28 protein-coding genes are annotated in these 26,547 nt (G+C 30.1%); 12 read left to right on the top strand and 16 right to left on the bottom strand.

The genetic code is table 11. From position 1 onward, the window contains the following. Positions 1–4 precede the first annotated feature (4 nt). Together AC3VJB_RS12460 and AC3VJB_RS12455 are read right to left on the bottom strand one after the other, a co-directional pair. Positions 5–1,291 carry an FAD-linked oxidoreductase, L-gulonolactone oxidase family gene (locus AC3VJB_RS12460; protein WP_497667209.1) on the bottom strand — a complete coding sequence of 429 codons (1,287 nt, stop codon included), beginning with the start codon at positions 1,289–1,291 and terminating at the stop codon, positions 5–7. A 58-nt stretch (positions 1,292–1,349) separates the two neighbouring features. Beyond that, on the bottom strand, positions 1,350–2,324 hold the full coding sequence (locus AC3VJB_RS12455; protein WP_497667208.1) for a LuxE/PaaK family acyltransferase: 975 nt from the start codon (positions 2,322–2,324) through the stop codon (positions 1,350–1,352). A gap of 104 nt (positions 2,325–2,428) precedes the next feature. Here AC3VJB_RS12455 and AC3VJB_RS12450 point away from each other — a divergent pair, with 104 nt between their 5' ends. The 3 genes from AC3VJB_RS12450 to AC3VJB_RS12440 are packed head-to-tail and all read left to right on the top strand — an operon-like array spanning position 2,429 to position 4,763. Next, positions 2,429–2,833 (top strand): hypothetical protein, encoded by a 405-nt coding sequence (locus AC3VJB_RS12450; protein WP_497667207.1) that lies wholly within the window; start codon positions 2,429–2,431, stop codon positions 2,831–2,833. Then, the gene (locus tag AC3VJB_RS12445; protein ID WP_317039777.1) at positions 2,826–3,377 is read left to right on the top strand and encodes an RNA polymerase sigma factor; all 552 of its coding nucleotides are present in this window, start codon (positions 2,826–2,828) and stop codon (positions 3,375–3,377) included. Before AC3VJB_RS12450 ends, AC3VJB_RS12445 begins: the two co-directional genes overlap by 8 nt. A gap of 3 nt (positions 3,378–3,380) precedes the next feature. Further along, entirely contained in the window at positions 3,381–4,763 is a 1,383-nt protein-coding gene (locus AC3VJB_RS12440) for an outer membrane beta-barrel protein (protein WP_497667206.1), read from the top strand. On the opposite strand, the gene AC3VJB_RS12435 is transcribed toward AC3VJB_RS12440, so the two are convergent. After that, positions 4,760–5,812: an isoaspartyl peptidase/L-asparaginase family protein gene (locus tag AC3VJB_RS12435; protein WP_167712590.1), complete on the bottom strand. Its 1,053-nt coding sequence runs from the start codon at positions 5,810–5,812 to the stop codon at positions 4,760–4,762. The two genes, AC3VJB_RS12440 and AC3VJB_RS12435, sit on opposite strands and share 4 nt — an antisense overlap. A gap of 110 nt (positions 5,813–5,922) precedes the next feature. Between AC3VJB_RS12435 and amaB the strand changes: the two genes are divergently transcribed. Continuing rightward, positions 5,923–7,464, top strand: a complete 1,542-nt coding sequence (gene amaB / locus AC3VJB_RS12430) for an L-piperidine-6-carboxylate dehydrogenase (protein WP_167712591.1) — start codon at positions 5,923–5,925, stop codon at positions 7,462–7,464. 79 nt (positions 7,465–7,543) lie between these two features. Here amaB and AC3VJB_RS12425 read toward each other — a convergent pair whose 3' ends face one another. The 3 genes from AC3VJB_RS12425 to AC3VJB_RS12415 form a co-directional block, all read right to left on the bottom strand. Then, positions 7,544–8,812 carry an MFS transporter gene (locus AC3VJB_RS12425; RefSeq protein ID WP_047788068.1) on the bottom strand — a complete coding sequence of 423 codons (1,269 nt, stop codon included), beginning with the start codon at positions 8,810–8,812 and terminating at the stop codon, positions 7,544–7,546. Between the two features lie 3 nt (positions 8,813–8,815). Further along, complete coding sequence (locus AC3VJB_RS12420) at positions 8,816–9,475, bottom strand: hypothetical protein (RefSeq protein WP_047788067.1); 660 nt, start codon at positions 9,473–9,475, stop codon at positions 8,816–8,818. A 228-nt stretch (positions 9,476–9,703) separates the two neighbouring features. Continuing rightward, complete coding sequence (locus AC3VJB_RS12415; RefSeq protein WP_173361122.1) at positions 9,704–10,699, bottom strand: NAD(P)H-dependent glycerol-3-phosphate dehydrogenase; 996 nt, start codon at positions 10,697–10,699, stop codon at positions 9,704–9,706. Between the two features lie 98 nt (positions 10,700–10,797). Between AC3VJB_RS12415 and dut the strand changes: the two genes are divergently transcribed. Continuing rightward, positions 10,798–11,229: a dUTP diphosphatase gene (gene dut, locus AC3VJB_RS12410; protein WP_047788065.1), complete on the top strand. Its 432-nt coding sequence runs from the start codon at positions 10,798–10,800 to the stop codon at positions 11,227–11,229. 87 nt (positions 11,230–11,316) lie between these two features. Here dut and recA read toward each other — a convergent pair whose 3' ends face one another. Next, positions 11,317–12,324: a recombinase RecA gene (recA, locus tag AC3VJB_RS12405; RefSeq protein WP_047788064.1), complete on the bottom strand. Its 1,008-nt coding sequence runs from the start codon at positions 12,322–12,324 to the stop codon at positions 11,317–11,319. 114 nt (positions 12,325–12,438) lie between these two features. On the opposite strand from recA, the gene AC3VJB_RS12400 reads away from it, so the two are divergent. After that, positions 12,439–13,014: a pseudouridine synthase gene (locus AC3VJB_RS12400; protein WP_497667205.1), complete on the top strand. Its 576-nt coding sequence runs from the start codon at positions 12,439–12,441 to the stop codon at positions 13,012–13,014. A 31-nt stretch (positions 13,015–13,045) separates the two neighbouring features. After that, positions 13,046–14,635 carry a T9SS type B sorting domain-containing protein gene (locus AC3VJB_RS12395; RefSeq protein ID WP_497667204.1) on the top strand — a complete coding sequence of 530 codons (1,590 nt, stop codon included), beginning with the start codon at positions 13,046–13,048 and terminating at the stop codon, positions 14,633–14,635. Here the strand turns inward: AC3VJB_RS12395 and AC3VJB_RS12390 are convergent. The 4 genes from AC3VJB_RS12390 to AC3VJB_RS12375 all read right to left on the bottom strand — a co-directional run bounded on the left by AC3VJB_RS12390 (position 14,632) and on the right by AC3VJB_RS12375 (position 17,339). Continuing rightward, positions 14,632–15,072 carry a GNAT family N-acetyltransferase gene (locus tag AC3VJB_RS12390; RefSeq protein WP_047788061.1) on the bottom strand — a complete coding sequence of 147 codons (441 nt, stop codon included), beginning with the start codon at positions 15,070–15,072 and terminating at the stop codon, positions 14,632–14,634. The two genes, AC3VJB_RS12395 and AC3VJB_RS12390, sit on opposite strands and share 4 nt — an antisense overlap. Continuing rightward, positions 15,072–15,503, bottom strand: coding sequence for a ribose 5-phosphate isomerase B (gene rpiB / locus AC3VJB_RS12385; RefSeq protein ID WP_073182358.1), 432 nt, complete (start codon positions 15,501–15,503; stop codon positions 15,072–15,074). Before rpiB ends, AC3VJB_RS12390 begins: the two co-directional genes overlap by 1 nt. A gap of 684 nt (positions 15,504–16,187) precedes the next feature. Then, a complete protein-coding gene (locus AC3VJB_RS12380; protein ID WP_164505163.1) occupies positions 16,188–16,352 on the bottom strand; it encodes a hypothetical protein in 165 nt (54 codons plus the stop codon). A 75-nt stretch (positions 16,353–16,427) separates the two neighbouring features. Continuing rightward, positions 16,428–17,339: a diacylglycerol/lipid kinase family protein gene (locus AC3VJB_RS12375; RefSeq protein ID WP_167712596.1), complete on the bottom strand. Its 912-nt coding sequence runs from the start codon at positions 17,337–17,339 to the stop codon at positions 16,428–16,430. 116 nt (positions 17,340–17,455) lie between these two features. Between AC3VJB_RS12375 and rnr the strand changes: the two genes are divergently transcribed. The 4 genes from rnr to AC3VJB_RS12355 all read left to right on the top strand — a co-directional run bounded on the left by rnr (position 17,456) and on the right by AC3VJB_RS12355 (position 21,272). Continuing rightward, a complete protein-coding gene (gene rnr, locus AC3VJB_RS12370) occupies positions 17,456–19,651 on the top strand; it encodes a ribonuclease R (protein WP_159488703.1) in 2,196 nt (731 codons plus the stop codon). A 19-nt stretch (positions 19,652–19,670) separates the two neighbouring features. Next, positions 19,671–20,291, top strand: coding sequence for a hypothetical protein (locus AC3VJB_RS12365; protein ID WP_047788057.1), 621 nt, complete (start codon positions 19,671–19,673; stop codon positions 20,289–20,291). A gap of 78 nt (positions 20,292–20,369) precedes the next feature. Continuing rightward, positions 20,370–21,047 carry a head GIN domain-containing protein gene (locus tag AC3VJB_RS12360; RefSeq protein WP_047788360.1) on the top strand — a complete coding sequence of 226 codons (678 nt, stop codon included), beginning with the start codon at positions 20,370–20,372 and terminating at the stop codon, positions 21,045–21,047. 33 nt (positions 21,048–21,080) lie between these two features. Next, the gene (locus tag AC3VJB_RS12355; protein ID WP_047788056.1) at positions 21,081–21,272 is read left to right on the top strand and encodes a Sec-independent protein translocase subunit TatA/TatB; all 192 of its coding nucleotides are present in this window, start codon (positions 21,081–21,083) and stop codon (positions 21,270–21,272) included. A 64-nt stretch (positions 21,273–21,336) separates the two neighbouring features. Here AC3VJB_RS12355 and AC3VJB_RS12350 read toward each other — a convergent pair whose 3' ends face one another. Beyond that, the gene (locus tag AC3VJB_RS12350) at positions 21,337–21,654 is read right to left on the bottom strand and encodes a heavy metal-binding domain-containing protein (protein WP_167712597.1); all 318 of its coding nucleotides are present in this window, start codon (positions 21,652–21,654) and stop codon (positions 21,337–21,339) included. Between the two features lie 2 nt (positions 21,655–21,656). Continuing rightward, entirely contained in the window at positions 21,657–22,583 is a 927-nt protein-coding gene (locus tag AC3VJB_RS12345; RefSeq protein WP_047788054.1) for an SPFH domain-containing protein, read from the bottom strand. A 131-nt stretch (positions 22,584–22,714) separates the two neighbouring features. Here AC3VJB_RS12345 and AC3VJB_RS12340 point away from each other — a divergent pair, with 131 nt between their 5' ends. Next, on the top strand, positions 22,715–23,113 hold the full coding sequence (locus tag AC3VJB_RS12340; RefSeq protein ID WP_437823552.1) for a DoxX family membrane protein: 399 nt from the start codon (positions 22,715–22,717) through the stop codon (positions 23,111–23,113). Positions 23,114–23,256: 143 nt separating this feature from the next. Here the strand turns inward: AC3VJB_RS12340 and AC3VJB_RS12335 are convergent, their stop codons facing one another. The 3 genes from AC3VJB_RS12335 to ybeY all read right to left on the bottom strand — a co-directional run bounded on the left by AC3VJB_RS12335 (position 23,257) and on the right by ybeY (position 26,536). Further along, positions 23,257–24,150: a class I SAM-dependent methyltransferase gene (locus AC3VJB_RS12335; protein ID WP_082118590.1), complete on the bottom strand. Its 894-nt coding sequence runs from the start codon at positions 24,148–24,150 to the stop codon at positions 23,257–23,259. Between the two features lie 61 nt (positions 24,151–24,211). Continuing rightward, on the bottom strand, positions 24,212–26,089 hold the full coding sequence (gene mnmG / locus AC3VJB_RS12330; RefSeq protein WP_349265609.1) for a tRNA uridine-5-carboxymethylaminomethyl(34) synthesis enzyme MnmG: 1,878 nt from the start codon (positions 26,087–26,089) through the stop codon (positions 24,212–24,214). A 30-nt stretch (positions 26,090–26,119) separates the two neighbouring features. After that, positions 26,120–26,536, bottom strand: a complete 417-nt coding sequence (gene ybeY / locus AC3VJB_RS12325; protein WP_253055574.1) for an rRNA maturation RNase YbeY — start codon at positions 26,534–26,536, stop codon at positions 26,120–26,122. Positions 26,537–26,547 lie beyond the last annotated feature (11 nt).

Here is a 26,547-nt window from a genome sequence, read left to right as displayed (position 1 = left end):
AATATTAAATACCTAATAGTTTTTGAAGATACGGGTTCACAAATATATTTTCTGGATCATGTTCTTTTCTGAAAGTCATAAAGTTGTTAAATTTAGGGTACATTCTAGCAATATCATCCGAAGTAAATGTATTCATTTTACCCCAATGAGGTCTTCCGTCATAGGCTTTAAAAACTTCTTCTAAAGCAGCAAAATAAGCATTACTATCTTTTTTATTGTATACGTGACAAGCAATATATGCCGAATCCCTTCCGTAGGCAGGGCTCATAAAAACATCATCTCCTTTTACCCAGCGATTTTCAATAGGAAAATGAATATTGAACTTTTTTGAGTTGACAATTTTTTGCACATCCTTAAATACATCTTGATAGGCTTCTGCAGGAATATTATACTCCATTTCATGAAACTTTACCATTCGCTGTGTTGCATATACTTTATGACTGTGATATACTTTTTTTACGTTACTTATACTAGCTGCTGTAATGTTAGCAACTGTTTTGTTTTGTGAAGGAAAAACTTTTGCAAACTCGCACATCAACTTAAAAACATAGTTTTCGAGTACATATTCTGTCCAATAATTAAAAAAGTTTACTTTATCGGGTTCAGAATCTTCAACAATGTTGGAAGTTTTTGTCCAAGCAGTATTTGTGTATGGAATCCAGTAAAACTCAAAATTACGGTTTTGAGAATTTCTTTTGTCCAAAGTAGCCAACACATCGCTTAATTTCTCCTTTTTGTTTTGAAGTTTTAGTTTATAGTCTGGAACACATTGTAAAGTAACTTCAGTGATAATGCCTAAACAACCTAATGATACTTGAGCAGCTTTAAATAACTCAATATTTTTTTCGGTAGAACACTCAATGATTTCACCTTTTCCATTCACAAATTTTAATCCAACGACTTGGTTACTGATAGATTTTAGACCAACACCAGTTCCATGTGTACCTGTACTTATGGCTCCTGCAATTGATTGAACGTTGATGTCTCCCATGTTTTCCATGGCTAATCCTTCTTTAAAAAGGAGTTCTCCTAAAAGTGATAGTTTTGTTCCTGCTTTTACAGTAGCTTGATTTTTTTCTTTATCAATTGAAATGAGTCCTTGAAAATTGTCGAGTGTTACCAATATTTCGTCAGTACTACATAAAGAAGTAAAAGAGTGACCAGAACCAATGACTCTAATTTTTTGATTAAATTGTATAGCTTTTAAAACAAGTTGTTGAATTTCATTTTCCGAATGAGGAAATGCAACTGCAGATGGATTCCACCGTACATTTTCTGCCCAGTTTTTCATAAGACCTTGAAATAATAGAGGTTAATTGACTGGGAAGATAGTAAAAAATAAAAAAGGATTACAAAACCATCAAATTACAACCGCGTATATCTGAATTATCAAAACGTCCTATAATTTCAAAACTATTGTCTTGGTATACCTTTCCTAAATCTTGTGTAGCAATAAAAGAACAAGAATTGTAGTTTGCTAAATCAATTACATTAATTCCGCCAGATTTTCCTTTAGGTAAAATAGTCAAAGCATCTTCAGTATCACGAGTTAAGACCTGCATCCATGGCGGACAGTTAAAAATACCATTTCCTTTTGAATATCCTTGACTTAACAACTCTGTCATTCCGTATTCAGAATGAATTTCATTTACTCCAAAACCATTGCTTAAAATCGCATGTAATTCGTTACGAATAAGTTCTTTTCTTCTTCCTTTCATTCCACCAGTTTCCATAATAATGGTATTAGAAAGATTGAATTCATATTGTTCTACCAAATCTAATAAAGCAAAAGAAACGCCTATAAGTAATATTTTTTTTCCTTGTGAATCTAAATGTGTAAGCTTTTGAGCAAGTTCATCTAAATTGTTGAGGTAAAATCCACTTTCAGGATGCTGAGAACGTTTAATTAAGTCTTCAACCATATAAATCAAAGAAGATCCTTTACGTTCTAAATAATTGGGTAACAAAGCTAGTACAACATAGTCTTCAATATTACCGTAAAAATGTTCAAAACCTTTTAAATAGCTGGTTTCGTACCAAGATAAATCGGTAACTAAATGCTTACTGGTTGTACTTCCTGTAGTACCAGAACTTGTAAAGGTTTCTTGAATTTCATTTGTAGACGAAAGTACTTCTCGAGTTTTAAAAAACTGAATAGGTAAAAACGGAATTTGTTCAATAGTATGTACATCAGAAGGATGAACGTATATCAAATCACAAAAAGAACGATACACTTTATTATTTGTAAACTGATGTTTAAAAACTTGTAGTGCAGTTTTATTAAAATCTTCTGTAGACTGTATGTTAAAAATGGTGTTCTTCATAAACTTTTACAAAAGTAAGAGTATTCGACGCAACCTTTTTAATTTTTTTTCATCTACTATATAAACCATGGAAAGTTAAAATAATAACCCTAATTATATATGTCATGAAAAAAATTTTAATCCTTTTTTTAAGTGTATTTACGTTTTATTCTTGTTTAGATGATGACAGCCCTAATGTTAGATATGAGTTTTTAAAGGTTGATAGTGCCACAACTCCTGAAAGTTTTACATTCGGAGAAGTTGATACAATTAAGATAAAGTATACACTACCCAATAGTTGTTACTCTTTTAATGGATTGTATTATCAAAAAATGGATACAACTAGAATTGTAGCTGGTACAGCAATAGTAGCTCTTGATGTTGCTTGTACTCAAGATGTAAGACAAGAAGAATATGCTTTTCCTGTTGAGGCAACACAAGAAGAAGATTATGTTTTTAAGTTTTGGAAAGGTAAAAATGATGAAGGAGAAGATGTATACGAAGAAGTGGTAATTCCAGTAAATTTGTAACATCAATTTAGAAAAACTCATACAAGGATGCTGTCATCAAAATATCACAGCGCAAGCGCAAGTTTACCAGTTGTTTTCTGGTAAACTTTTTGCGCTGTGTTTAAAGTATTCACGTAATTATCAAGATGCAGAAGATACTTTACAAGATAGTTTTTTAACTATTTTTAAAAAGATGCCTCAATATCAGCATAAAGGTTCTTTTGAAGGATGGATGAAGAGAATAACTATAAATACAGCATTACAAAAGTATAGAGAAAAATCACCTTTACAGTTAGTTTCAGAAGCTCCTGATGAGGAAATAGTAGAAGAAATAGAGCTTGAAACTGAAAATGTGAATATTGATGTTTTATTAGAGCTCATTCAAAGTTTACCAGATAGGTATCGTTTAGTTTTTAACTTATATGTATTAGATAATTATTCACATAAAGAAATAGCAGAATTATTAAATATTTCTGTAGGAACATCAAAATCAAACTTATCACGAGCAAGACAGATATTGAAAAAAGAAATGGAATTGTATCAAGCAAAAGAGGCAAAAGCATAACTGATGGAAGAAAAAAATATCGATAGACTATTTCAAGAAAAACTTAAAGATTTGGAGGTAACTCCAAATGAAAATGTATGGAATGCTATTGAAGAAAAGCTCCAAAAAAAGAAAAAACAGCGTGTTTTTCCTATTTGGTGGTTTTCTGGAGGGGTTGCAGCTATGCTTGTTTTAGGTTTTTTGTTTTATCCCTTTACTTATGAAAAGGGAAATATAGATGATACAGATGTAATTATAGTTGAATCACCAAAACCAGCAACTAAAGAGCAAGAAAATAAAAATGAAGAATTAAAAGATAATTTATTAATAAAACCAACAAAAGAAAATATAAGGGAAATACTTGTTGTAAAAGAAGTAACGAAAAAGAAAAATAATTTGAAAGAAAAACATCGTAAAAACGAAGTTTTAACCGCTAATCATGTTGTGAAGGTTAGTAAAAAAGAATTGCAAGAAAAAGATAGCAATAACGTGTCAAGTAGAGTAGTTGAAGGGGCTTTACTGGCTAAAAATGATGTTGTGAAAGAAGAAAATTCTGCTGGCAAGCTTGAAAATAGCTTGCCAGTTCTTAAAAAAGAAGAAAAAAGTTTTTTCAAAAAAAACAATGATACAATTCGTAAGATTATAAAACCAAAAAAAGATTTTTTAGCGGTTGTAAATGCTGAAAAGGATAAAAAAGAAGAGGATAAGATAAAGAAACTTTGGACCGTTTCTCCAACAGTAGCAGTATTAAACTCAAATTCTTTTTCTAAATCATCTCCAATAGATGCAAGTTTATCAAACTCTACAAAAGGAAGTACAAGTTATTCTTATGGTGTTCAAATTGCTTATCAATTAAGTAAAAAATGGTCTATTCAGTCAGGAGTACACCTCCAAGAAATGGAGTATTCTAATACCAACGTAGCTGTTAATCCTGCAAATTCAAGTAGTGCAAGTGTAGCTTTTAGTTCAGGAGAAAGTTATGAGTTAAATGATACTTCTCAAATAAATTTTAGTACAAATTCAGTATCCATTAGCTCAGGTAGTCTAGATGGTAAGTTGAATCAAAGTTATGGATATATTGAAGTTCCAGTAGAAGTTAAGTATAGTGTATTAGAAGGAAAAAAGCTAAAAACACAATTAGTTATGGGTTTTAGTTCTTTGTTTTTAAATAAGAATGATGTAAACTTAAAAACTACAGATTTTTCAACATCAGGAGAAGCAAACAACTTAAATAGCGTTAACTTTAGTGGAAATTTAGGGGTAGATTTTAGTTATAAGTTCAGTAAAAAATGGTCTCTAAATATTAATCCAATGCTAAAAACCCAGTTAAATACATTTAAAAACGATTCAAATGGGTTTCTGCCATACTTTATTGGTGTTTATACAGGTTTAAATTATCAGTTTTAATCGTTGTAAATTTTAATTACTAAATTACCTTTATCATCCATTGAAGCTCTGTACATTCCTGCAGTATTAAACTCAAAAGACATATTTCCATTTTTATCAAGTGCAACAACACCACCTGTTCCACCAAGTTTGGTTAATTTATTTTGAATCACATCTTTGGTAGCTTCTTTTAATGATTTTTGTTGATATTCCATTTGAGCAGAAATATCATACGCTACTTGAGATCTTATAAAGTATTCACCCCAACCAGTTGAAGAAACACCACAGGTTTTATTATTTGCATAAGTACCTGAACCAATAATAGGAGAATCTCCAATTCGTCCCCAACGTTTGTTAGTCATACCTCCAGTAGAAGTTCCTGCAGAAATGTTTCCTTTTTTATCCAGAGCAACGCAACCTACTGTACCGAATTTACTATTTTTAATGTCAATATCATAAAAAGCAGCTTCTTTATCATCATGATCTAACTCCGTTTTTTCTTTGTCTTTAATTCGTTGTAAAGATTTAAAGCGATTTTCAGTATAAAAATAACTCGGGTCTACAATTTTCAACCCTTGTTCTTTAGCAAATTTGGAAGCTCCACTTCCAGAAAGCAGCACATGATCGGAGTTTGTCATCACCGTTCTAGCAGCTTCAATAGGGCTTTTTATATCTTTTACCCCAGCTACAGCACCTGCATTCAATGTTTTTCCATCCATAAAAGAAGCATCTAATTCATTAGTTTCTTCATGTGTAAATACAGCTCCTTTTCCAGCATTGAAAAGAGGAGATTCTTCCATAACCTGAATAGTTTTTACAACAGCATCACCACTAGAACCACCGTTCTTTAAAATCTCATATCCTGTTTTTATAGCTTCCTCTAGCTTAGCTTTATAAGCAGTTTCTTTTTCGGGAGTCATATTCTCTTTTAAAATGGTACCAGCACCCCCATGAATAATAATAGCGAACTCATTAGTAGGAGTATTATTTAGCTCTTTGGAAGTTACTTTAGATTGATTGCAAGAAAATAGTAACAAAATTAAAGCAAGGTAGTTGTAAATATTTTTCATTATTTTGTTAATTTTTAAACAAACTAAGTTGTTTTTGTTTAATTTATTAATTGTAAAATTATTCGTAGTTTTGAGTTTTAAATATAAAAACTAAAATTACAATATAAAACATGGCAGATTTTGGTATTAAAGAAGCTTTAGCTCAATTAGGCTTAAAAGATATAAACAACGGAACTTCTACAGGTTCAGTAAACTTTGCAAATGGAGAAGTTATTGAAAGTTATTCACCTGTTGATGGTAAGTTAATTGGTAAAGTAGTAGCAAGTACTCGTGAAGATTATAATAAGGTGATGGATGTAGCTACAACTGCTTTTAAAGAGTGGAGAGCAATGCCTGCACCTCAACGTGGAGAAATTGTTCGTCAATTTGGAAACAAGTTAAGAGAATTAAAAGAACCATTAGGTAAGTTAGTTTCTTACGAAATGGGAAAATCTTACCAAGAAGGTTTAGGTGAGGTTCAAGAAATGATTGATATCTGTGATTTTGCTGTAGGTTTATCTCGTCAGTTAAACGGACAAGTAATTCCATCAGAAAGACCAGGACACGTAATGAGAGAGCAATGGCACCCATTAGGAGTGGTTGGTATTATATCAGCATTTAATTTCCCTGTGGCTGTTTGGTCTTGGAATACAGCATTAGCTTGGATTTGTGGTAACGTATGTGTATGGAAAGGTTCAGAAAAAGCTCCTTTATGTTCAGTAGCTTGCCAAAATATTATAGCTGAGGTTTTAAAAGCTAACGATTTACCAGAAGGAATTTCTTGTATTGTTAATGGAGATTACAAAGTTGGTGAATACATTACTGAAGATACTCGTATTCCTTTAGTATCAGCTACTGGTTCTACAAGAATGGGACGTATTGTTGGTGCTAAAGTTGCTGAGCGTTTCGGTAAATCATTATTAGAATTAGGAGGAAACAATGCAATTATTATTACTCCAACTGCTGATTTAAAAGTAGTAGTTCCTGGAGCTGTATTTGGTGCTGTAGGTACTTGTGGTCAGCGTTGTACATCAACACGTCGTTTAATCATCCACGAATCTGTATATGATAAAGTAAGAGATGCGATTGTTGGAGCTTACGGTCAAATTAAGATTGGAAACCCATTAGATGAAAACAATCACGTTGGTCCATTAATTGATAAAGATTCTGTAAATACATATTTAGCTGCTATTGAAAAAGCAAAAGCTGAAGGAGGTAAGGTATTAGTTGAAGGAGGCGTTTTAGAAGGAGAAGGTTATGAAAGTGGTTGTTACGTTAAACCAGCAATTATTGAAGCTGAAAACCATTATGAAATTGTTCAACATGAAACATTTGCTCCAATTTTATACTTGATGAAGTATTCAGGAGATGTTGAAAACGCTATTGAATTACAAAATGGAGTAGCGCAAGGATTATCTTCTTCAATTATGACAGCAGAAATGAAAGAAGCTGAAAAATTCTTATCATTTGCAGGATCTGATTGTGGAATTGCAAATGTAAATATAGGAACTTCTGGTGCTGAGATCGGAGGTGCTTTCGGAGGTGAAAAAGAAACAGGTGGTGGACGTGAGTCTGGATCTGATGCTTGGAAAGTATACATGCGTCGTCAAACAAACACAGTAAACTATTCTGATGAATTACCTTTAGCACAGGGAATTAAGTTTGATTTATAAGAAAATATAATTTTCAAAACATAAAAAAAGCCCAGAAACAAAGTTTTTGGGCTTTTTTATGTCTGTATAATTAATCTTATTATTCTTCCTTCTCATGCTCTTCCAAATCTTTAGTTAAATCTAACTTTCTAAGCGTTGGATTTAAAACTCCAGTAGTAATAACGGTAATTAAAGTCATAGTACCACCAAAAACTACTGCTGTTACTGTTCCCATTAACTTTGCTGTTACCCCACTTTCAAAAGCTCCTAATTCGTTAGAAGAACCTACAAACATAGAATTTACTGAAGCTACTCTACCACGCATATGATCAGGTGTTTTTAATTGTAAAATGGTTTGACGAATTACCATAGAAACACCATCGGTTACACCACTAAAAAATAGGGCTACAATAGAAATCCAAAAAACGGTTGATAAACCAAATACTATAATACAAATTCCGAAACCAAATATAGCTGTTAAAAGCTTCATTCCTGCATTTCTACTTATAGGTATATATGCAGTAACTAACATCGTTAAAAAGGCTCCTATGGCTGGTGCTGCACGCAATGCACCAAACCCTTCTGGTCCAACTTTTAAAATATCTTGAGCATATACTGGTAATAATGCTACTGCTCCACCAAATAATACCGAAATCATATCTAATGTAAGTGCTCCTAAAATAGCTTTTGTTTTATATACAAAACGTACTCCTTCTTTTAAACTTTTCATTACGGGTTCTCCAATTTTTGGATTTAGAATTGGTTTCTTTTTGATAAAAAATACCGTAAAAAATGATATTGAAACTAAACCAAATACAACACATAAAGACCAATGTACTCCAATCCAAGAAATAGTAAACCCTGCAAAAGCTGGTCCTAATACTGAAGCTATTTGCCAAGTTGAACTACTCCATGTTGCAGCGTTAGGATATAATTTTTTAGGTACAATTAAAGCAATTAATGAAAAAATCGTAGGTCCGAAAAAAGAACGTAATAATCCACCAAAAAAGACCAGAGCATAAATAGCATATAGCACAGTATTTTTATTCCAATCTTCAATAAAACTAGGTAATGTTAAAAAGAATAGTCCTAAACTTATGAGTGAAAATAGGCCAATACACAAGGCTAGTAGATTTCTTTTTTCTTTTTGATCTACAATATGACCAGCAAACAACGCCATGGATACTGCAGGAATTACTTCCATTAGTCCAATAATTCCTAATGATAATGGATTTTTAGTGATACTGTAAACCTGCCATTCGATAATAATAAATTGCATAGACCATGCAAATACTAAGGCAAAACGTACTAAAAGAAAAATATTAAATTCTTTAATTCTTAAGGAAGCATAGGGGTCTTTTTTTTCCATAAATTAATTTAATTTCAAATCCATTAAAATTGCAAATGTTTCATTTACATCTCTTTCCTTTACTACTATAGTCATTTCATGTGTTGTAGAAATTACTTCTTGTACCGCTATATTTGCCCAAGCAAATTGTTTTAAAATAAAATAGTATATACCTGATTGATCTAAGTTTCCTTTTGGTAGTTTTATAGTTATAGAAGCTAAATCGTTTACATTATTAATTAATGCTTCTTTCTTAAAAATTTCTTCAACAAAAGGTTGTAAGTTTTTACTTGTTACAATATTTGTTTCAAAAATACCTTGTGAAACCGTTAAGAAATAATCTTTACTATCTGCTGATTTACTTAAAATTTTAGCAATTTCTTTTAATAAAGACGTTGTATTTTTGAATGTAAAATCACATAAATCAGAACGGACAATCACGTCACCCAAATTTAAAGCAAGTCTTTTAATATTTTTTCTAACTCTCAATTCATTTGCTGGAGATAACCTGTTAATAGCCATCATTACAGCACCTACTTTTACTTCTTTTTTTAAAAGTTTAGAAACTTCAGGTAAAATTTCTCTTGCTAACGATGACACATTAATTAACTTTTCATTAAGAGCCTCCTCTATGAAAGGAGTTTTTCTGATAGTTATTTCAACAGCTTCTTGAATTGTTTTCATTTTTTGTTTAATTTTAAACCAAAGAAACAAAAATAAAACTTATAGTAAAATTATTTCATAATTAAAATATCTAATATTTTTAATTAAAAACTTTGTTAATCAGAATTTTAATCTAAATTTGTTACTATTGTATCTTGTATACAAGACCTATACACAACTAAATATAGGAGCGATTGATGGGGCTTCTTAATTTTTATTAAGAAGGATTATTTGTACAAATGCAAACAACTAATCTAATCTATTTGTTAACTTTAAAAACTCATCTTTCGCTTCTTTCTTGTCGTATAAAACGTTATAAACAGCGTCGATTATTGGAGTTTTAGCTTTGTTTTTTTGATTAATTTTATAGGCACTTTTTGTTGCATAGTATCCTTCAGCAACCATACTCATTTCTAACATTGCAGATTTTACAGTGTAGCCTTTTCCTATCATATTTCCAAACATTCTATTTCTACTAAATGTAGAATATCCAGTAACTAATAAATCACCTAGGTATGCTGAATTGTTAATATTGCGCTTCATTTTATGAATCTTTTTAATAAAGCGTTTCATTTCTCTAATACCATTACTCATTAATACCGCTTGAAAATTATCTCCATAGCCTAAACCATGAGCAATTCCTGCAGCTATAGCATAAATATTTTTTAACATCGCTGCATATTCAGTACCAATAATATCATCAGAAATTTTAGTTTTAATATAGCGTCCTGCAATAGCTTCACTAAGTTTTTTTGCTTTTTCTTCATCTTGACAAGCAAGTGTTAAATACGATAAGCGTTCCATTGCTACTTCTTCTGCATGACATGGTCCAGATATTACCCCAATATTTTCATATGGTATATTGTATTTTTCATGAAAATGTTCACCAACAATTAATCCTGATTCTGGTACAATTCCTTTAATGGCTGAAAAAATAACTTTATTCTCTAAAGAAGCAGTAAGTTTTTCTAATTCTCCGTTTAAAAAAGCAGAAGGAACGGCAAAAATTAACACATCATAATTTTCTACAATGTAATTTATATTTTCAGACAAATCTAACTGTTCAGGATGTAACTCTGCAGAACTTAAATAACTAGGATTATGTTTATTACGTTTAATATGTTCAATAGCATATATGCTGCGCATATACCAACCAATAGTTTCTAAGTTTTCAGATAACATTTTAATAATAGCTGTTGCCCAACTTCCACCTCCTAAAACGGCTATTTTAGTTTGATTGTTCATAAGTAGTATTTGTTTGTATTACAAAATTAAGAAATCTATAATCGACTCTCTAAACTTAAAGGTTATTATATTTGAATTTTAAAAACTATATGAAACATATGAACGTACAAATCATAAACAAATCCAAACATCAAACACCAGCTTATGAAACCGAGGGATCTGCAGGAATGGATTTACGTGCAAATATAGATGCTGCTATTATTTTAAAACCTTTAGAGAGAGCTATTATTAAAACAGGTTTATTTATTGCGCTTCCTGTTGGGTATGAAGCTCAAGTTCGTCCACGTAGTGGACTCGCAGCCAAAAAAGGGATTACCGTATTAAATTCTCCTGGTACAGTTGATGCTGATTATCGTGGAGAAATTGGGGTGATTTTAGTAAATTTATCTAACGAAGATTTTACAGTTAACGATGGTGAGCGAATTGCGCAATTAGTTATTACAAAACACGAACGTGTAAACTGGCAAGAAGTAGAAGTTTTAAACGAAACTGAACGTGGTGCTGGTGGTTTTGGTAGTACTGGAATTTAAACACATATCTTATTCTTTCTAAAGAAAAAAAGCTGTTGAAGTTTTCAACAGCTTTTTAGTAATAGTTAGAACTTTTAAATTTAAAACTTAATCTTGATTTTCAATAGCATCTTTTATTTTATTTTCTAACTCTTCCATTAATTCAGGGTTGTCTTTAATAACACCTTTTACAGCATCTCTACCCTGACCTAATTTAGTGTCTCCATAACTAAACCATGAACCACTTTTCTTTATAATTCCGTATTCTACTCCAATATCCAAAACTTCACCAACTTTTGATATTCCTGCACCATACATAATATCAAATTCTGCTTGTTGGAATGGTGGAGCTACTTTATTCTTTACAATCTTAACTTTAGTACTGTTACCAATTACTTTATCCCCATCTTTAATTTGTGTTCTACGACGAATATCTAAACGAACAGATGCATAAAACTTTAAAGCGTTACCACCTGTTGTAGTTTCTGGGTTACCAAACATAACTCCAATCTTTTCACGTAATTGGTTAATAAATATAACTGTACAGTTTGTTTTACTAATAGTACCTGTTAATTTACGTAGAGCTTGTGACATTAAACGTGCATGTAATCCCATTTTAGAATCACCCATTTCACCTTCAATTTCAGATTTTGGTGTTAATGCTGCAACCGAATCAATAACTACAATGTCAATAGCTCCCGAACGAATTAAATTATCAGCAATCTCTAAAGCTTGCTCACCATGGTCCGGTTGAGAAATAATTAAATTATCAACATCTACACCTAAACTTTCAGCATAAAAACGATCAAAAGCATGTTCTGCATCAATAAAAGCAGCAATACCTCCTGCTTTTTGAGCTTCTGCAATTGCATGTATTGTTAAAGTTGTTTTACCTGATGATTCTGGTCCGTAAATTTCTATAATTCTTCCACGAGGATACCCTCCTACTCCTAAGGCTAAATCTAATCCTAAAGAACCTGACGATATTGCATCTACATCTTCTACTTGGCTATCTCCTAACTTCATTACGGTTCCTTTACCGTAAGTTTTGTCTAACTTATCTAGTGTAAGTTGAAGCGCTTTTAATTTCGCTTCTTTTTCTTTATCTGCTGCCATAAATCGTACTAATTATTTTAAGTAATAAGAACGGCTAAGTTATGAAAAACTAGCTTTAGTATCCTATCTTTTTATGTTACATTTTGTAATATTGTACTTCTTAAAAAAGAAAAGATGTCAAACCATCGTCACTTCATGATTTACAAACCTTATGGTTTTTTATCACAATTTATTACAAATCAAAAAAAAGGAGGTAAACACAAATTATTAGGTGAATTATACAATTTTCCTGAAAAAACAATGGCTGTTGGTAGATTGGATGCAAAATCGGAAGGTTTATTGTTATTAACAACAGATGGAAAAGTAAGCGACTTTATCACTACCAGAGGTGGAGTTGAAAAAGAATATTATGTTCAGTTAGACGGAGCAATTACTTCAGAAGCTATTAATCAATTAAAAAATGGGGTTGAAATTGGTTTTGACGGAAAGAAATATATAACTAAAGCTTGCAAAGTCAGAGCAATGGATACGCCAGATTTACCTGAACGTTCTAAAAAAATTAGAGATGCTCGTCACGGTCCTACTCCCTGGATATCAATTACCTTAACCGAAGGAAAATTTAGACAAGTACGTAAAATGACCTCAGCTGTTGGTTTTCCTACACTTCGTTTAGTACGTGTTCGTGTGGGTAATATTTTATTAGGTAATATGCAAGTTGGTGAAGTTAAAGAAGTTGAGGAATTGATTTAGTTTGTTACTTTTACAGCTTTATAAAAAAGCCATGAAAAAATATATAACTCTTTTACTTTTCTTTTTTACTTTATTTTCTTACTCACAAAATACTTATGTACCCGATGATAATTTTGAACAATTTTTAATTGATTCAGGCTATGATTCTGGTCCTTTGGATAATTATGTTTTGACTAGTAATATTGAAACAATAAAAAAATTAGATCTAGAAAATAAGAATATTAGTGATATGACAGGTATTCAAGATTTTGTTTCTTTAACATACTTGGATTGTTCTGATAATTTTTTTACCAATATTGATGTTAGTCAACTTATTAAATTAGAAACCTTAATTTGTGGTGCAGGTAATCTAAATACATTAGATGTAACAAATAACACTTTAATAAAGTTTCTTTCTGTTAATGATTCAAAACTTTCTAGTATAAATGTTACCAAGAATATTAAATTAGAGCACTTTGTTATTTATGGTAATAATCTTAGTGACCTAGATATTTCAAATAATCTTAAATTAAGGTTTTTAAGTTGTTCAAGTAATAATCTTACTCAACTAAATACTTCTAACAATCCCGATTTATATTGGTTGGATATTTATTTTAATAAAATATCAAGTTTAGATTTAAGTAATAATTTAAAATTAGCAAGATTAGATTGTTTTAATAACTCCATTAAAGAGTTAAATTTAATTAATAATAAAGAACTAACATTTTTAAACTGTAGATACAATCAATTAACTAATCTTGATATAAGAAACAATAACAACACTAATATTTTATCAAATAGTTTCGATTTAAGATATAATCCTAACCTTACATGTGTTTTAGTTGATAATGTAAACTATAGTATAACAAACTGGACTCAAATAGATGATAATACTGTTTTTAAAGAAAATACAAATGAATGTAACCAAACTACATGTACTATTACAGTAGATACTTTAAATGATGTTATCACCTGTGATAATTACTCTTTACCTAGTTTATCTGATGGAAAATACTATACTGAATCTAATGGAAATGGAAATCGATTGAACTCTGGAGATATTATAAATAAATCTCAAACAATTTTTATTTATAACGAAGATTCAAGTAATCCTTCTTGTTCAATTGAATCTTCATTTATGGTTACTATAAACAATTCACCTGATATTGATATTTTAAATGATGTTTTTGCTATTAATGAATTTACTTTACCTAATCTAATAAATGGAAATTATTATACTGAATCTGGAGGAAATGGAAATCAATTAAATTCTGGAGATATTATTACTGATTCTCAAACAATTTATATTTATAATGTAAACCCTATAAATACTAGTTGTAATAATGAAAGTAGTTTTACCATTCTTATAGAGGAAGAAAGAGATGTTACCATTACAAACTTTTTTACTCCAAATAACGATGGTAACAATGATACTTGGATTGTAAACGCTAATAACAATCTTATTAAAGAAATTTATATTACTGATAGATTTGGAAAGATAGTAGGTAAAATTAAACCAAACACTATTGGTTGGAATGGTTTATACAATGGAAAACCACTTCCAAGTACTACATACTGGTATCAAATAATTTTTACAAACGGAGAGGCTAAAAATGGTGCTTTTGCTTTAATTAGAAACTAATTTCTAACCATTCTTATATGCGGAATACCATCTTCTAAATAACCTTCACCTATTTGTTTAAATCCGTGAGATTCGTAGAATTTTTGCAAATAGGTTTGTGCAGAAATCGTTATGGTAGTTTCATTGTAGTTATCAACAATAGCTTTTATGGATGCTTTAATCAAATCGTGTCCGTAACCATATTTACGTTCCGTTTCTTTAACTACTACCCTACCAATACTTGGTGTATCAAAATATTCACCACTATTAAATAATCGTGTATAAGTTACTATTTTACCTTCTTTAACTCCTATAACGTGTAAAGCCTTTTGATCTTTACCATCAATATCTTGATACACACAATCTTGCTCAACAACAAAAACTTCAGAACGTAATTGCAAAAGCTCATACAGTTCTGAAGTTGTTAATTCTTGAAATCTTTTTACTATAAAATTCATTAACAGCAAGCTATTTTATTTACTCTATTCGCGTGACGACCTCCTTCAAATTCGGTAGATAAGAAAATCTTTACAAAACCTAAGGCTTGTTGTAACGAAACAAAACGCGCAGGAATTGTTAAAATGTTAGCATCATTATGCTGACGTGTTAATTCCACCAATTCATTGTTCCAACACAAAGCTGCACGAACTCCCTGGTGTTTGTTAGCGGTCATTTGCGCTCCATTACCACTTCCACATAAAATAATTCCCATTTCTGCTTGTCCTGTCTCCACAGCTTCAGCAGCTGGATGAATTGTATCTGGGTAATCCATACTATCGGTTTCATTCGTACCAAAGTTGATTACTTTATGCCCTAATTCTTCTAAAAGTTTAACTATTTCAAATTTGTATTCGGTGCCTGCGTGATCATTTCCTACAGCGATTGTCATAATTTGTTGATTTTAATTCAGTTGTGAATTACAAAAATACAGTTATTCACGGTTATCAACAGTAATTAACAATGCTTTTTTTAGCATTCTTAATAACCTATTTAAAATTAAGAAGTTAAGCTATATTATCAAATTGTTAAGAAGTAATAGTATATTCTGAAAAGAAAATTTGATTTTCTAGATATTTTTTACAATACAAGAACAAGAATTAATTATGCAACTTTTTTTTTGAGATTTTAATGAACATTTATCAACATTAAATTAACCCTTTTTTTACATTGAAAAGAATATTAACTATTCAAAATTTTCAGTGAATTGCTGTTTATAACTTTTGTTAATAACTCTATTTTATAGTTGATTTTTAAAGTTTTATTTAACTAATAACTTGTTTATTTATTTTAATAAGTCACTTCACCAAAAATAAAATCCACTTTTTATGCTACATATTAACACACTATAATAACAATCATTTCTTTTTTTAAATTTTTAAAATCTCTTTTATTAATAATATAATATGTTAATAACAGTTTTTTTGAAGTTTGAGTTTTACAAATTCTTCTACTAATCATTTACTGATTTAAAAAAACTAGTGTAACCTTTTTGTCTTCTTTTAGGGCAAATTGCAAAAAATAAGGCGTAAATACTACGTTTGTTGAAAAGTGATAATAAGTGAGTAAAAAAGGCTTATACGGCTTTCTTAGAAGCTTTGATAAGGTAAATAGTATCTTTAGTTACTACTTCTGAAGGAGTTTTTTTATTTAAAGTTGTATTTATACTCACTACTGTTACGATAATTCCTGTAATGAATATGAAAATAAACAGTGCTATTATTTTGCGTAAGTTTTTCATTTATAACGACTTTCTTACTATAAAGACGTATGAATTTAAGAAACGTTACAATTTTATTAAGTTTTTTTTAACTTTTTAAGGAATAACTATTTGAATAGCACTTTTTAGAATACTAACTTTAACTTGTCCTCTACCTATTAACTCACCATCTGCTTGAATATAAGGAAGTTCATCATTGTTTTTGGGAGTTATTAACAATGAGTTAGCCAAATGCGTTTCTACTTTTTTATGCTGAAGAATTTTTCCGTTGTATAATTTTTTAATTGAAAATAGTAAGTCCCAAAAGGACAGATTTTTAGCTATTGTTATATCAAATAAACCATTATTAGAACCTTTATAATCAGTTAATTGCATACTTCCTGCCGAATATTTACAAATACCAAACAAAGTCATTAAACACTTTGTTTCAACAGATTTATTGTTAATAGTTATGTTAAAAGTAGTTTTTTTGTAGAGTAATAAACCCGCTATCCCACTCAATAAGTAGGCTATAGATCCAAATCTCTTTAATTTATTCAACTTATTAGCAACATATCCGTCATAACCAATACCAGCTACATTATTAAAATAGGAAGAAGTATCAGGTAATTCTAAGTAACCGATGTCTTGAAAAATAGTTTTTCCGTGTTTTATTAAACTAACGGCAGCTTTTATATTCTTAGGTATATTATAAGTTTTAATCCAGTCATTACCAGTACCTAATGGAATAACAGCAATAGTTATTTCTTCAGGTTTTATAGTATTTTGAGTCATAATTCCGTTAATAACATGATGTAAAGTACCATCACCCCCAACAGAAATTATTTTCTTATAACCTTTGTTAATAGCTTGTTTAACAATAATTTTTTCGTGATTTGAATATTCAGTTTTTGCATATTCATAGGTTATATTATTAAATTTTAATTCCTGTTGAATATCTGACCAATATTTATTGAACTTACCATTACCAGCTACAGGATTAACAATAACAAACCAAGAATTATTCATACTATCACTTTAAATAAAGATTGGAAAAGTACGAAATCAATTTATAACAGTTATTTAAATTACTAGCATTAATTTTATTCGTACTTTGGTTGAAAATTAAATAAGACGAAAGATTAATGACTAGAAAGAAAAAAATCTACAAAAAAAAGGGTAAAGTTATCAAAGATCTTACCCGTAACATTTTCAAAATACTTAACGAAGACAGTAATAAATATTACAATTACAAACAGATTGCTTCTAAATTGAAAGTTTCTGATACTGATGGTAAAAATCAGATTATAAAAAAATTAGCAGAATTAACAGCTAATAAGAAAATTAAAGAAGTTGATAGAGGTAAATATCAAATAAATGAAGACCGTAAATACCATGTTGGTACTTTAGATGCTACCTCTAATGGCAATGCTTATTTTATTTGTGATGATTTTGAACACGATATTTTTGTGCCTTCAGTAAATTTAGGAAAAGGTTTACATAACGATACTGTAAAAGCCTATGTGTATAAAAAGCGAAGAAGCAATAAACTTGAAGCTGATGTTGTAGAAATTATTGAGAGAGCAAAAACTGAATTTGTTGGTGTATTACAAATGAATAAAAATTTCGGATTTGTTATACCAGATAGTACTAAAATGTATGCAGACATTTTTATTTCTCAAAGTAAATTAAATGGGGCAAAAGATGGTGATAAGGTTGTTGCTACAATGACTGATTGGCCAGAGAATTCTAAAAATCCGTTTGGAAAAATTACTCAAGTTTTAGGAAGACCAGGAGATCACGATACAGAAATCCATTCTATTTTATTAGAATATGGTCTACCTTATGAATTTCCTACTGAAGTAGAGAAAGAAGCATCTGAATTACCTATTGAAATTACTAAGGAGGAAATAGCTAAGCGTAGAGATATGCGAGGAGATTTAACATTTACCATAGATCCTAAAGATGCTAAAGATTTTGACGATGCTTTATCATTTACAAAACTTGAAAATGGTAATTATGAAATAGGTATTCATATTGCTGATGTTTCTCATTATTTACAACCAAAAACTGTTTTAGATGATGAAGCTTATGATCGTGCTACATCAGTATATTTAGTTGATAGAGTGGTACCAATGCTACCTGAAATGTTAAGTAACGGAGTTTGTTCTTTACGACCAAATGAAGAAAAATTAACTTTTTCAGCAGTATTTGAAATAAACGAGAAAGCACATGTTATTAACCAATGGTTTGGAAGAACTGTTACTTATTCTGATAAACGCTTTGCTTATGAAGAAGCACAAGCAATCATTGAGAATAAAAATAATATAATTCCTGCTGATGTTTCTTTAACTGGAGAAGTATATGAAGTTGATGAAACTATTGTTGAAGCTACATTAAAACTTGATGAACTAGCTAAAAAAATGCGTAAAAAGCGTATGAAATCAGGAGCTATTTCTTTTGATAGAGTTGAAGTTAAATTTCATTTAGATGAAAATGCTAACCCTACAGGAGTTTTCTTTAAAGAAGCTAAAGACGCTAATAAACTAATTGAAGAATTTATGTTATTAGCAAACAAAAAAGTAGCTGAATTTATAGGGCTTTCTGCAGGGAGACCAAGTAAGAAAACTTTTGTTTATCGTGTACACGATGAACCAGATGTAGAAAAACTAGCATCGTTACAAAATATTGTTAGTAAATTTGGATATAAAATCAATACAGAAACACGCCAAAAAACATCGGATAGTTTAAATAAATTATTATCAGACGTTCATGGCAAGGGAGAAGCCAACATGGTAGAAACCTTAGCCATTCGTTCAATGAGTAAAGCTGAATATACTACACAAAATATAGGTCACTATGGTTTAGCTTTTGATTATTACAGCCATTTTACTTCACCAATACGTCGTTATCCTGATGTGATGACACATCGTTTATTACAACACTATTTAGATGGCGGAAACTCACCAAAAGCCGAAATTTATGAAGAAAAGTGTAAACATTCTTCAAAAATGGAAGAATTAGCTTCAAAAGCGGAAAGAGATTCCATTAAATATATGCAGGTTAAATACATGCAAGATCATAAAGATCAAGAATTTGAGGGAGTAATTTCAGGTGTTACAGAATGGGGAATTTATGTTGAGATAAAATCCAATAAATGCGAAGGTATGGTACGTATTAAAGACATTAAGGATGATTATTATATCTTTGACGAAAAACAATATGCTGTGGTTGGACAGTCAACTAAAAACATTATTCAATTAGGGGATGAAGTTGTTGTAAAAGTAAAACATACCGATTTAGAACGTAAACATTTAGATTTTAACTTAATATCACATTAAAAATTATATATAAAAAACTATGAAAATTTGGATTACTACTGAAGAAGAAAAAAATAATATTTATCTAATTGCTAATAAGAAATCCCTGTGGATAACAGAACAACCTGTTGAAGTTGATGTTAGTAATCTAATTTCAGAACAGAAGTTAACAAATACTACTATTATAAGATTTGAAGAAATAAAAGAAATTTTATTAAATGATACAGATCAGATTATAACAATTAGTTTAAAGGATGATAAGGAAAATGAAATTGAAATAATAATTAATTCAGCTACTTATTCTGAAATTAAAACATATTTATTAAATAATTTAAAAGGTATAGCAGTAAAAAATTATTCACTTTTCAAACAAATTAAATCTTATATATTTGGTTTATTATTATTTGGAGTTGTTACCTGGATCCTACATAACACTGCTCTAAGTTTACAAAATGGTGAAACATTAAACACAAGTGGCAGAAGAGGTTTAATAAAAAAAATATTCGTAGGAGTAGCAGACTTTTTGGGACCAACTGGAGTATTAATAATTGGAGGAATTTTTATACTTATTTTTATAGTAGGCCTTGTTAATACAATTAAGAAACCTAAAGTAGGAGAAATTATAAAATTTAAGAATAATACAGAATTAATATTCAGTTAAAAACAATATTTTTAAGTATTTACCTTTATAGTATTGGTATAATTATTGGTTATACTCAATTAACTAATGGAATTTATTATGAAGAAGTTAGCAATATTAAGTTTGTTCTTGATGACCGTTTTAGCATCAGCTCAAACAACCATAACTAAGAATTTAGGAGACTTTTCAATAGTAAAAGTGTACAATGGTATAGATTTAAAACTAGTAAAATCTGATGAATCTAAAATAATAGTTACTGGCGAAAAAACAGACAAAGTTAAAATTAAGTTGGATGGAACGACCTTAAAAGTATTATTAAGGTTCCCAGAAACTACTGCCGATGGTAAAGTTAAAGCAACGTTATATTACAATAAAACTTTATCAATTATTGATGCAAATGAAGGAGCAACGATTACAGGTAAAGACATTAACCAACAAAAAGTCGAAATTAGAGCTCAAGAAGGAGCTTTTATCAACCTTGTGGTTAATGTTAAGCATTTGAATGTAAAAAGTTCTTCAGGAGCGGTTATTAGGCTTTCTGGAGCAACAAAGAATCAAAATGTAAATGCTGATCTAGGAGGAATGTATCACGGTTACAAATTATCGGTAGAAGAAATGACAGCTGTAAAAGCAGGATCTGGTTCTAAGGTTGAAGTACAAGCTGGAGAAACCTTAGATGCTAAAGTATCGTTTGGAGGCTCTATTTTTTATAAAGGAAAACCAGAAGTATTTAGAGACAAAAAAGTAATTGGCGGAGTAATAGAACACCGAAGTTAATTTTGTATCTTTGTAGCGCAAAATTTAATAAAAATGAATTTACTTACTATATTTTTAGGAATTATTGGACCATGGCAAATAGCTATAGTCGTTGCATTAGTATTATTATTATTCGGAGGAAAAAAAATTCCTGAATTAATGAGAGGTTTAGGTACTGGTATTAAAGAATTCAAAGATGCCACTAAAGATGAAGAGAATACTGATAAAGTAGAAGAAAAGAAATAAGATCATTATCTTATTAACAATAAAAAGAAAACCGAAACATTTAATGTTTCGGTTTTTTATTTAATTAAAGTTTTACCGCTGTTCCAGAAGCAGTAACCATTAACATGCCTCCATTGGCGCCAACGGTTTCATAATCTAAGTCGATTCCTATAACTGCATCAGCTCCCAATCTTAGAGCTCTCTCTTCCATCTCTTTTAAAGCTATTTCTTTAGCTTCTCTTAGAACTTTTTCATAAGAACCAGACCTACCTCCTACTATATCTCTAATACCGGCAAAGAAGTCCTTAAAAATGTTTGCACCTATAATTGTTTCACCAGTAACAATACCTAGATATTCTTTAGCTGGTTTATTTTCTATTGAAGGTGTAGTTGATAGTATCATAATTATTCTTTGTCTTTATTTTCTTGTGCTTTCTTCATTGCCTCACCTATTTGATTACTTGCTGTAAAGCTAGCTACCATATCATTTAACATATTACTACCTGCTTGTGGTGAATTTGGTAGTAAAATTAAGTTACTGTTAGTTTCTTCACCAATTGATTGTAAAGTATCGTAGTGTTGTGTAACAACAATTAAAGCTGATGCTTCTTGACTGTTAATTCCTACTTTATTTAAAACTTCAACAGATTCTTCTAAACCACGAGCAATTTCTCTACGTTGATCAGCTATACCTTGTCCTTGCAAACGTTTGCTTTCAGCTTCTGCTTTAGCTTTTTCAACAATTAAAATACGTTGTGCATCTCCTTCAAATTGAGCTGCGATTTTTTCACGTTCAGAAGCATTAATACGGTTCATTGCTGCTTTTACTTGTGCATCCGGATCAATATCAGTTACTAAAGTTTTTATAATATCATAACCATAATCAGCCATGGCATCGTTTAATTCAGTTTTTACAGCAATAGCAATATCATCTTTTTTAACAAATACATCATCTAACTTCATTTTAGGTACTTCTGCACGTACTACATCAAATACATAAGATGTAATTTGATCGTGCGGATAATCTAGCTTATAAAAAGCATCGTACACCTTATCACGAATTACTTTGTATTGTACAGAAACTTTTAACTTAACAAATACATCGTCTAAGGTTTTTGTTTCCACAATTACATCTAGTTGTTGAATTTTTAAACTCAACTTACCAGCAATTCTATCCACAATAGGAATTTTTAATTGTAAACCAGAATGACGAATGCTTTGAAAGCGACCAAAACGCTCAATAATAGCTGCTGTTTGTTGCTTAACAATAAAGAATAATGATAAAAATACTAGAATCCCGATAACAATAACCGGATACATATAAATTGACATAGTTTTTAATTTTTAAATGTTAGTAATTTTTTTGATAAAGATACTATTTAATAGTAGATAATTATTAGACGAATTTTATTTGAATTGTTACAATTCTTATTTAAAATTTATATTTGTAAAAAATCAATTATATGGAACTTATACAACAAAGCATAACAGAAATCTTACTTTTACTTTTTTTAATCGTTACTTTTTTACAATCCGGATTAGATAAGGTAACAGACTGGAAAGGAAATTTATCTTTTATCAGAGGGCACTTTAAAGACTCTCCCTTAAAAAATTCGGTACCTCTTTTACTTGCTATAATTTTAGTAATGGAATTATTAGCTGGTGCATTAATGTTTGTTGGAATTTTTCATTTATCAACAACAGGTAACCACAATATAGCTTTAATTGGTGCTGAGTTATCAGCAGTAACTTTAATCTTTTTATTAGTTGGTCAGCGATTAGCAAAAGACTATGCAGGAGCTATGACATTAGCAGTTTACTTTATAATTGCAATTTTAGCTGTTTATTTATTAAATAGATAAAAATTATATATATTCATATTTAATATAATTTTTTATTATTTAAAAACCTCTTAAAAAGTACTTTTTAAGAGGTTTTTAAATTTTAGTAAGGTATTTGTATATTTTATTTTTAAAAGTAGTTAAAAACAATGTTAAATTAAGTTTTACTTGTTTTTTAAGATGTAAATCAAAGAAGAATACTCACCAGAACGATTTGCTTTAAAATTTGATTTCAATCCAGTTAAAAAAGCACGAATTGGTCTTGATTTTTTTGTTTTATATTTTTCAGATAATAAAGAAACATAAAAAGAATCAAATTTCATTGGAAGTGTTTTTTCTACTTTCATTTCAACCAATGAAAATATTTTTGATATTGATATTCTTGAAAAATGCCACAAGTGTCTTGGAACATCATAAGCTGCCCAAAATTCTTTGTAGTGTTTTGCATCAAAGCTTTTATGATTAGGAACAGCAATAATTAAAACACCATTTGTTTTTAAAAGTGATTTTAATTGCTGTATGTATTCTGTTAAATTAGGAATATGTTCTAAGACATGCCAAAGAGTAATAACATCAAATTGTTTGCCTTCTATTTTTGAAAGATCTTTTAAAAGATTTATGTTTTTATTTTTAGCAAAATTTCTTGCTTTTTCAGAAGGTTCAACACCAGCAATTTTCCAACCACCATTTTCACATACTTTTAAAAAGTCACCAGTACCAGCACCAACATCTAAAATTAATTTATCTTCTGTGTTAAAAGAGTTAATTAATTTTAGTTTCTTTTTTAAAGTATAGTTTTTTACAAACTGATATGTTTTATCAAAAAGAGATGTTTTACTATCTGTATGTGAAATATAATCTTCACTAGCATAATATTTATCTAAATTATTAGGTACAGGTGAAGTTACTAATATATCGTATTCTTCATTTTTCATTACCTCATAACTTTCTTTAGATACTGTATGATCGATACAATTTAAAAAAGGTTTTAAGTCTTTATATAACTTTTTTTCTGTAATCAAATTAATATGTTGTGTTGAGTGTTCCTTGTGGAACATTAGTTTTAATCGAACAATTATACATAAAAAAATAAAACGTTCCACATGGAACGTTTTATTTTTATCTACCCATATATACAAGTAATACAGAAATATCACTTGGTGATACTCCACTTATTCTACTTGCTTGTGATATTGAAGTAGGTTGTATTTTAGATAACTTTTCTCTAGCTTCATATGATAAAGATTTCACTTTACTATAATCAAAAGTAGCGGGAATAGGCACGTTTTCTAATCTATTTAATTTGTCTGCATTATTCTTTTCTTTTTCGATATAACCAGAGTATTTTAAGTGGATTTCAACTTGCTCTATAATTTCATTATCAATTTCGTTTTCCTGAATATAATTTTCAAGCTTATCAATAGATCTAAAATCAGAAAACGTTAATTGAGGTCTAGCAGCAATTTTATACAATTTCATAGATTGATTAATTGTTGCTAAATTTTTCTCTTCTAGAATAGGGTTGATATCCTCTTTTGTCACACTCAATCCTTTAATGTAATCGATTAAGTTTTGAGTCTTATTTTTCTTCTCTTCTACTCTATCCATTCTTTCTTGAGAAGCTAATCCTAATTTATAAGATTTTTCTGTTAAGCGTAAATCTGCATTATCTTGTCGTAAAAGAGTTCTATATTCAGCACGAGAAGTAAACATACGATATGGTTCCTCGGTCCCTTTTGTTATTAAATCATCAATTAAAACACCTATATAGGCTTCGCTTCTTTTTAGAATAAAAGGCTCTTTATTTTGAGTTTTTAATGCTGCATTTACACCTGCCATTAAACCTTGAGCAGCTGCTTCTTCATAACCTGTTGTACCATTAATTTGACCAGCAAAAAATAAGTTCTCAATTAACTTAGTTTCTAAGTTGTGTTTTAATTGTGTTGGTGGGAAATAATCGTATTCAATTGCATAACCGTATCTAAAGAATTTTACGTTTTCAAATCCAGGAATAGAACGAATAGCTTTGTCTTGAATGTCTTCTGGAAGTGATGTAGAAAATCCATTCACATAAATTTCTACTGTATTCCAACCTTCTGGTTCAACAAAAATTTGATGACGTTCTTTCTCTGCAAAACGATTGATTTTGTCTTCTACAGATGGACAATAACGTGGTCCTGTAGATTTAATTCTACCATTAAACATTGGTGAGCGTTCAAAACCCTCACGAAGTAAATCGTGTACTTCAGGATTGGTGTAAGTAAGATAACAAGAACGTTGTTTTGTTAATGTTTTTGTTATTGGTAAATAAGAGAATTTTTCTGGAGCATCGTCACCAGGTTGTTCGGTCATTTTAGAGTAATCCAAAGAGCGTCCGTCTACACGAGGAGGAGTTCCTGTTTTCATTCTACCAGCTTCAAAACCTTTAGCTACTAAATCTTCAGTAATACCAGTTGAAGCTCCTTCTCCTGCTCTACCACCACCAAACGTTTTTTCACCAATATGAATCAATCCGTTTAAAAAAGTACCTGCTGTAACAATTACTGTTTTAGCTTTTATTTCTAAACCTAAGGCAGTTTTAACACCAATAATTGTATCGCCATCAAATAATAATCCATTAACAGAATCTTGATAAAAATCCAAATTATCAGTTTGCTCTAACATGGTTCTCCAGCACTCTGCGAATTGCATTCTGTCCGATTGAGCTCTAGGGCTCCACATAGCTGGTCCTTTAGATTTATTTAGCATTTTAAATTGAATAGCAGTCTTGTCAGTTACAATGCCACTGTAACCACCAAGTGCATCTATTTCACGAACTATTTGCCCTTTTGCAATTCCACCCATAGCAGGATTACAACTCATTTGAGCAATGTTTTGTAAGTTCATTGTAATTAACAAAGTGTGTGCTCCCATGTTTGCACTTGCCGCAGCTGCTTCGCTACCAGCATGTCCACCTCCTACTACAATTACATCGTATGTTGTATTAAATAAACTCATTCTTTATAATCAGTTCCACGTGGAACTCTTTTATTTTTTATCTAAAATTTCTAAACATTCATTTTCTTTAGAGCGCATAATTTGCTTCTCTTCATCCGTCTTATCTTTGTATTTCATGTAATGTAAAATACCATGAATTATTACGCGGTGTAATTCATTTTCAAAAGAAGTATTAAACTCCTTTGCATTCTCTTCTACTCTTTCTACTGAAATAAAAATATCACCTCCAACTAACTTACCTAACGTGTAATCAAAACTAATAATATCAGTTAATGTATCGTGTTGTAAAAACTCTATATTTATTTTATGTAAATAAGCGTCATCACAAAAAATATAGTTGATTTCTCCCAATTCAAAACCTTCTTTTTCGATACATTCTTGTATCCATTTAGAAGTATTTTCTTCATTGTTTAATTGAAACTCGGTTTCGTAATTAAATGCGATCATTTTTTTATATC

It is taken from the genome of Tenacibaculum sp. TB-53 (assembly GCF_059716285.2).
Note: the sequence above shows the minus strand (reverse complement) of the source record. Positions and strands in the feature narration are given on the sequence as shown.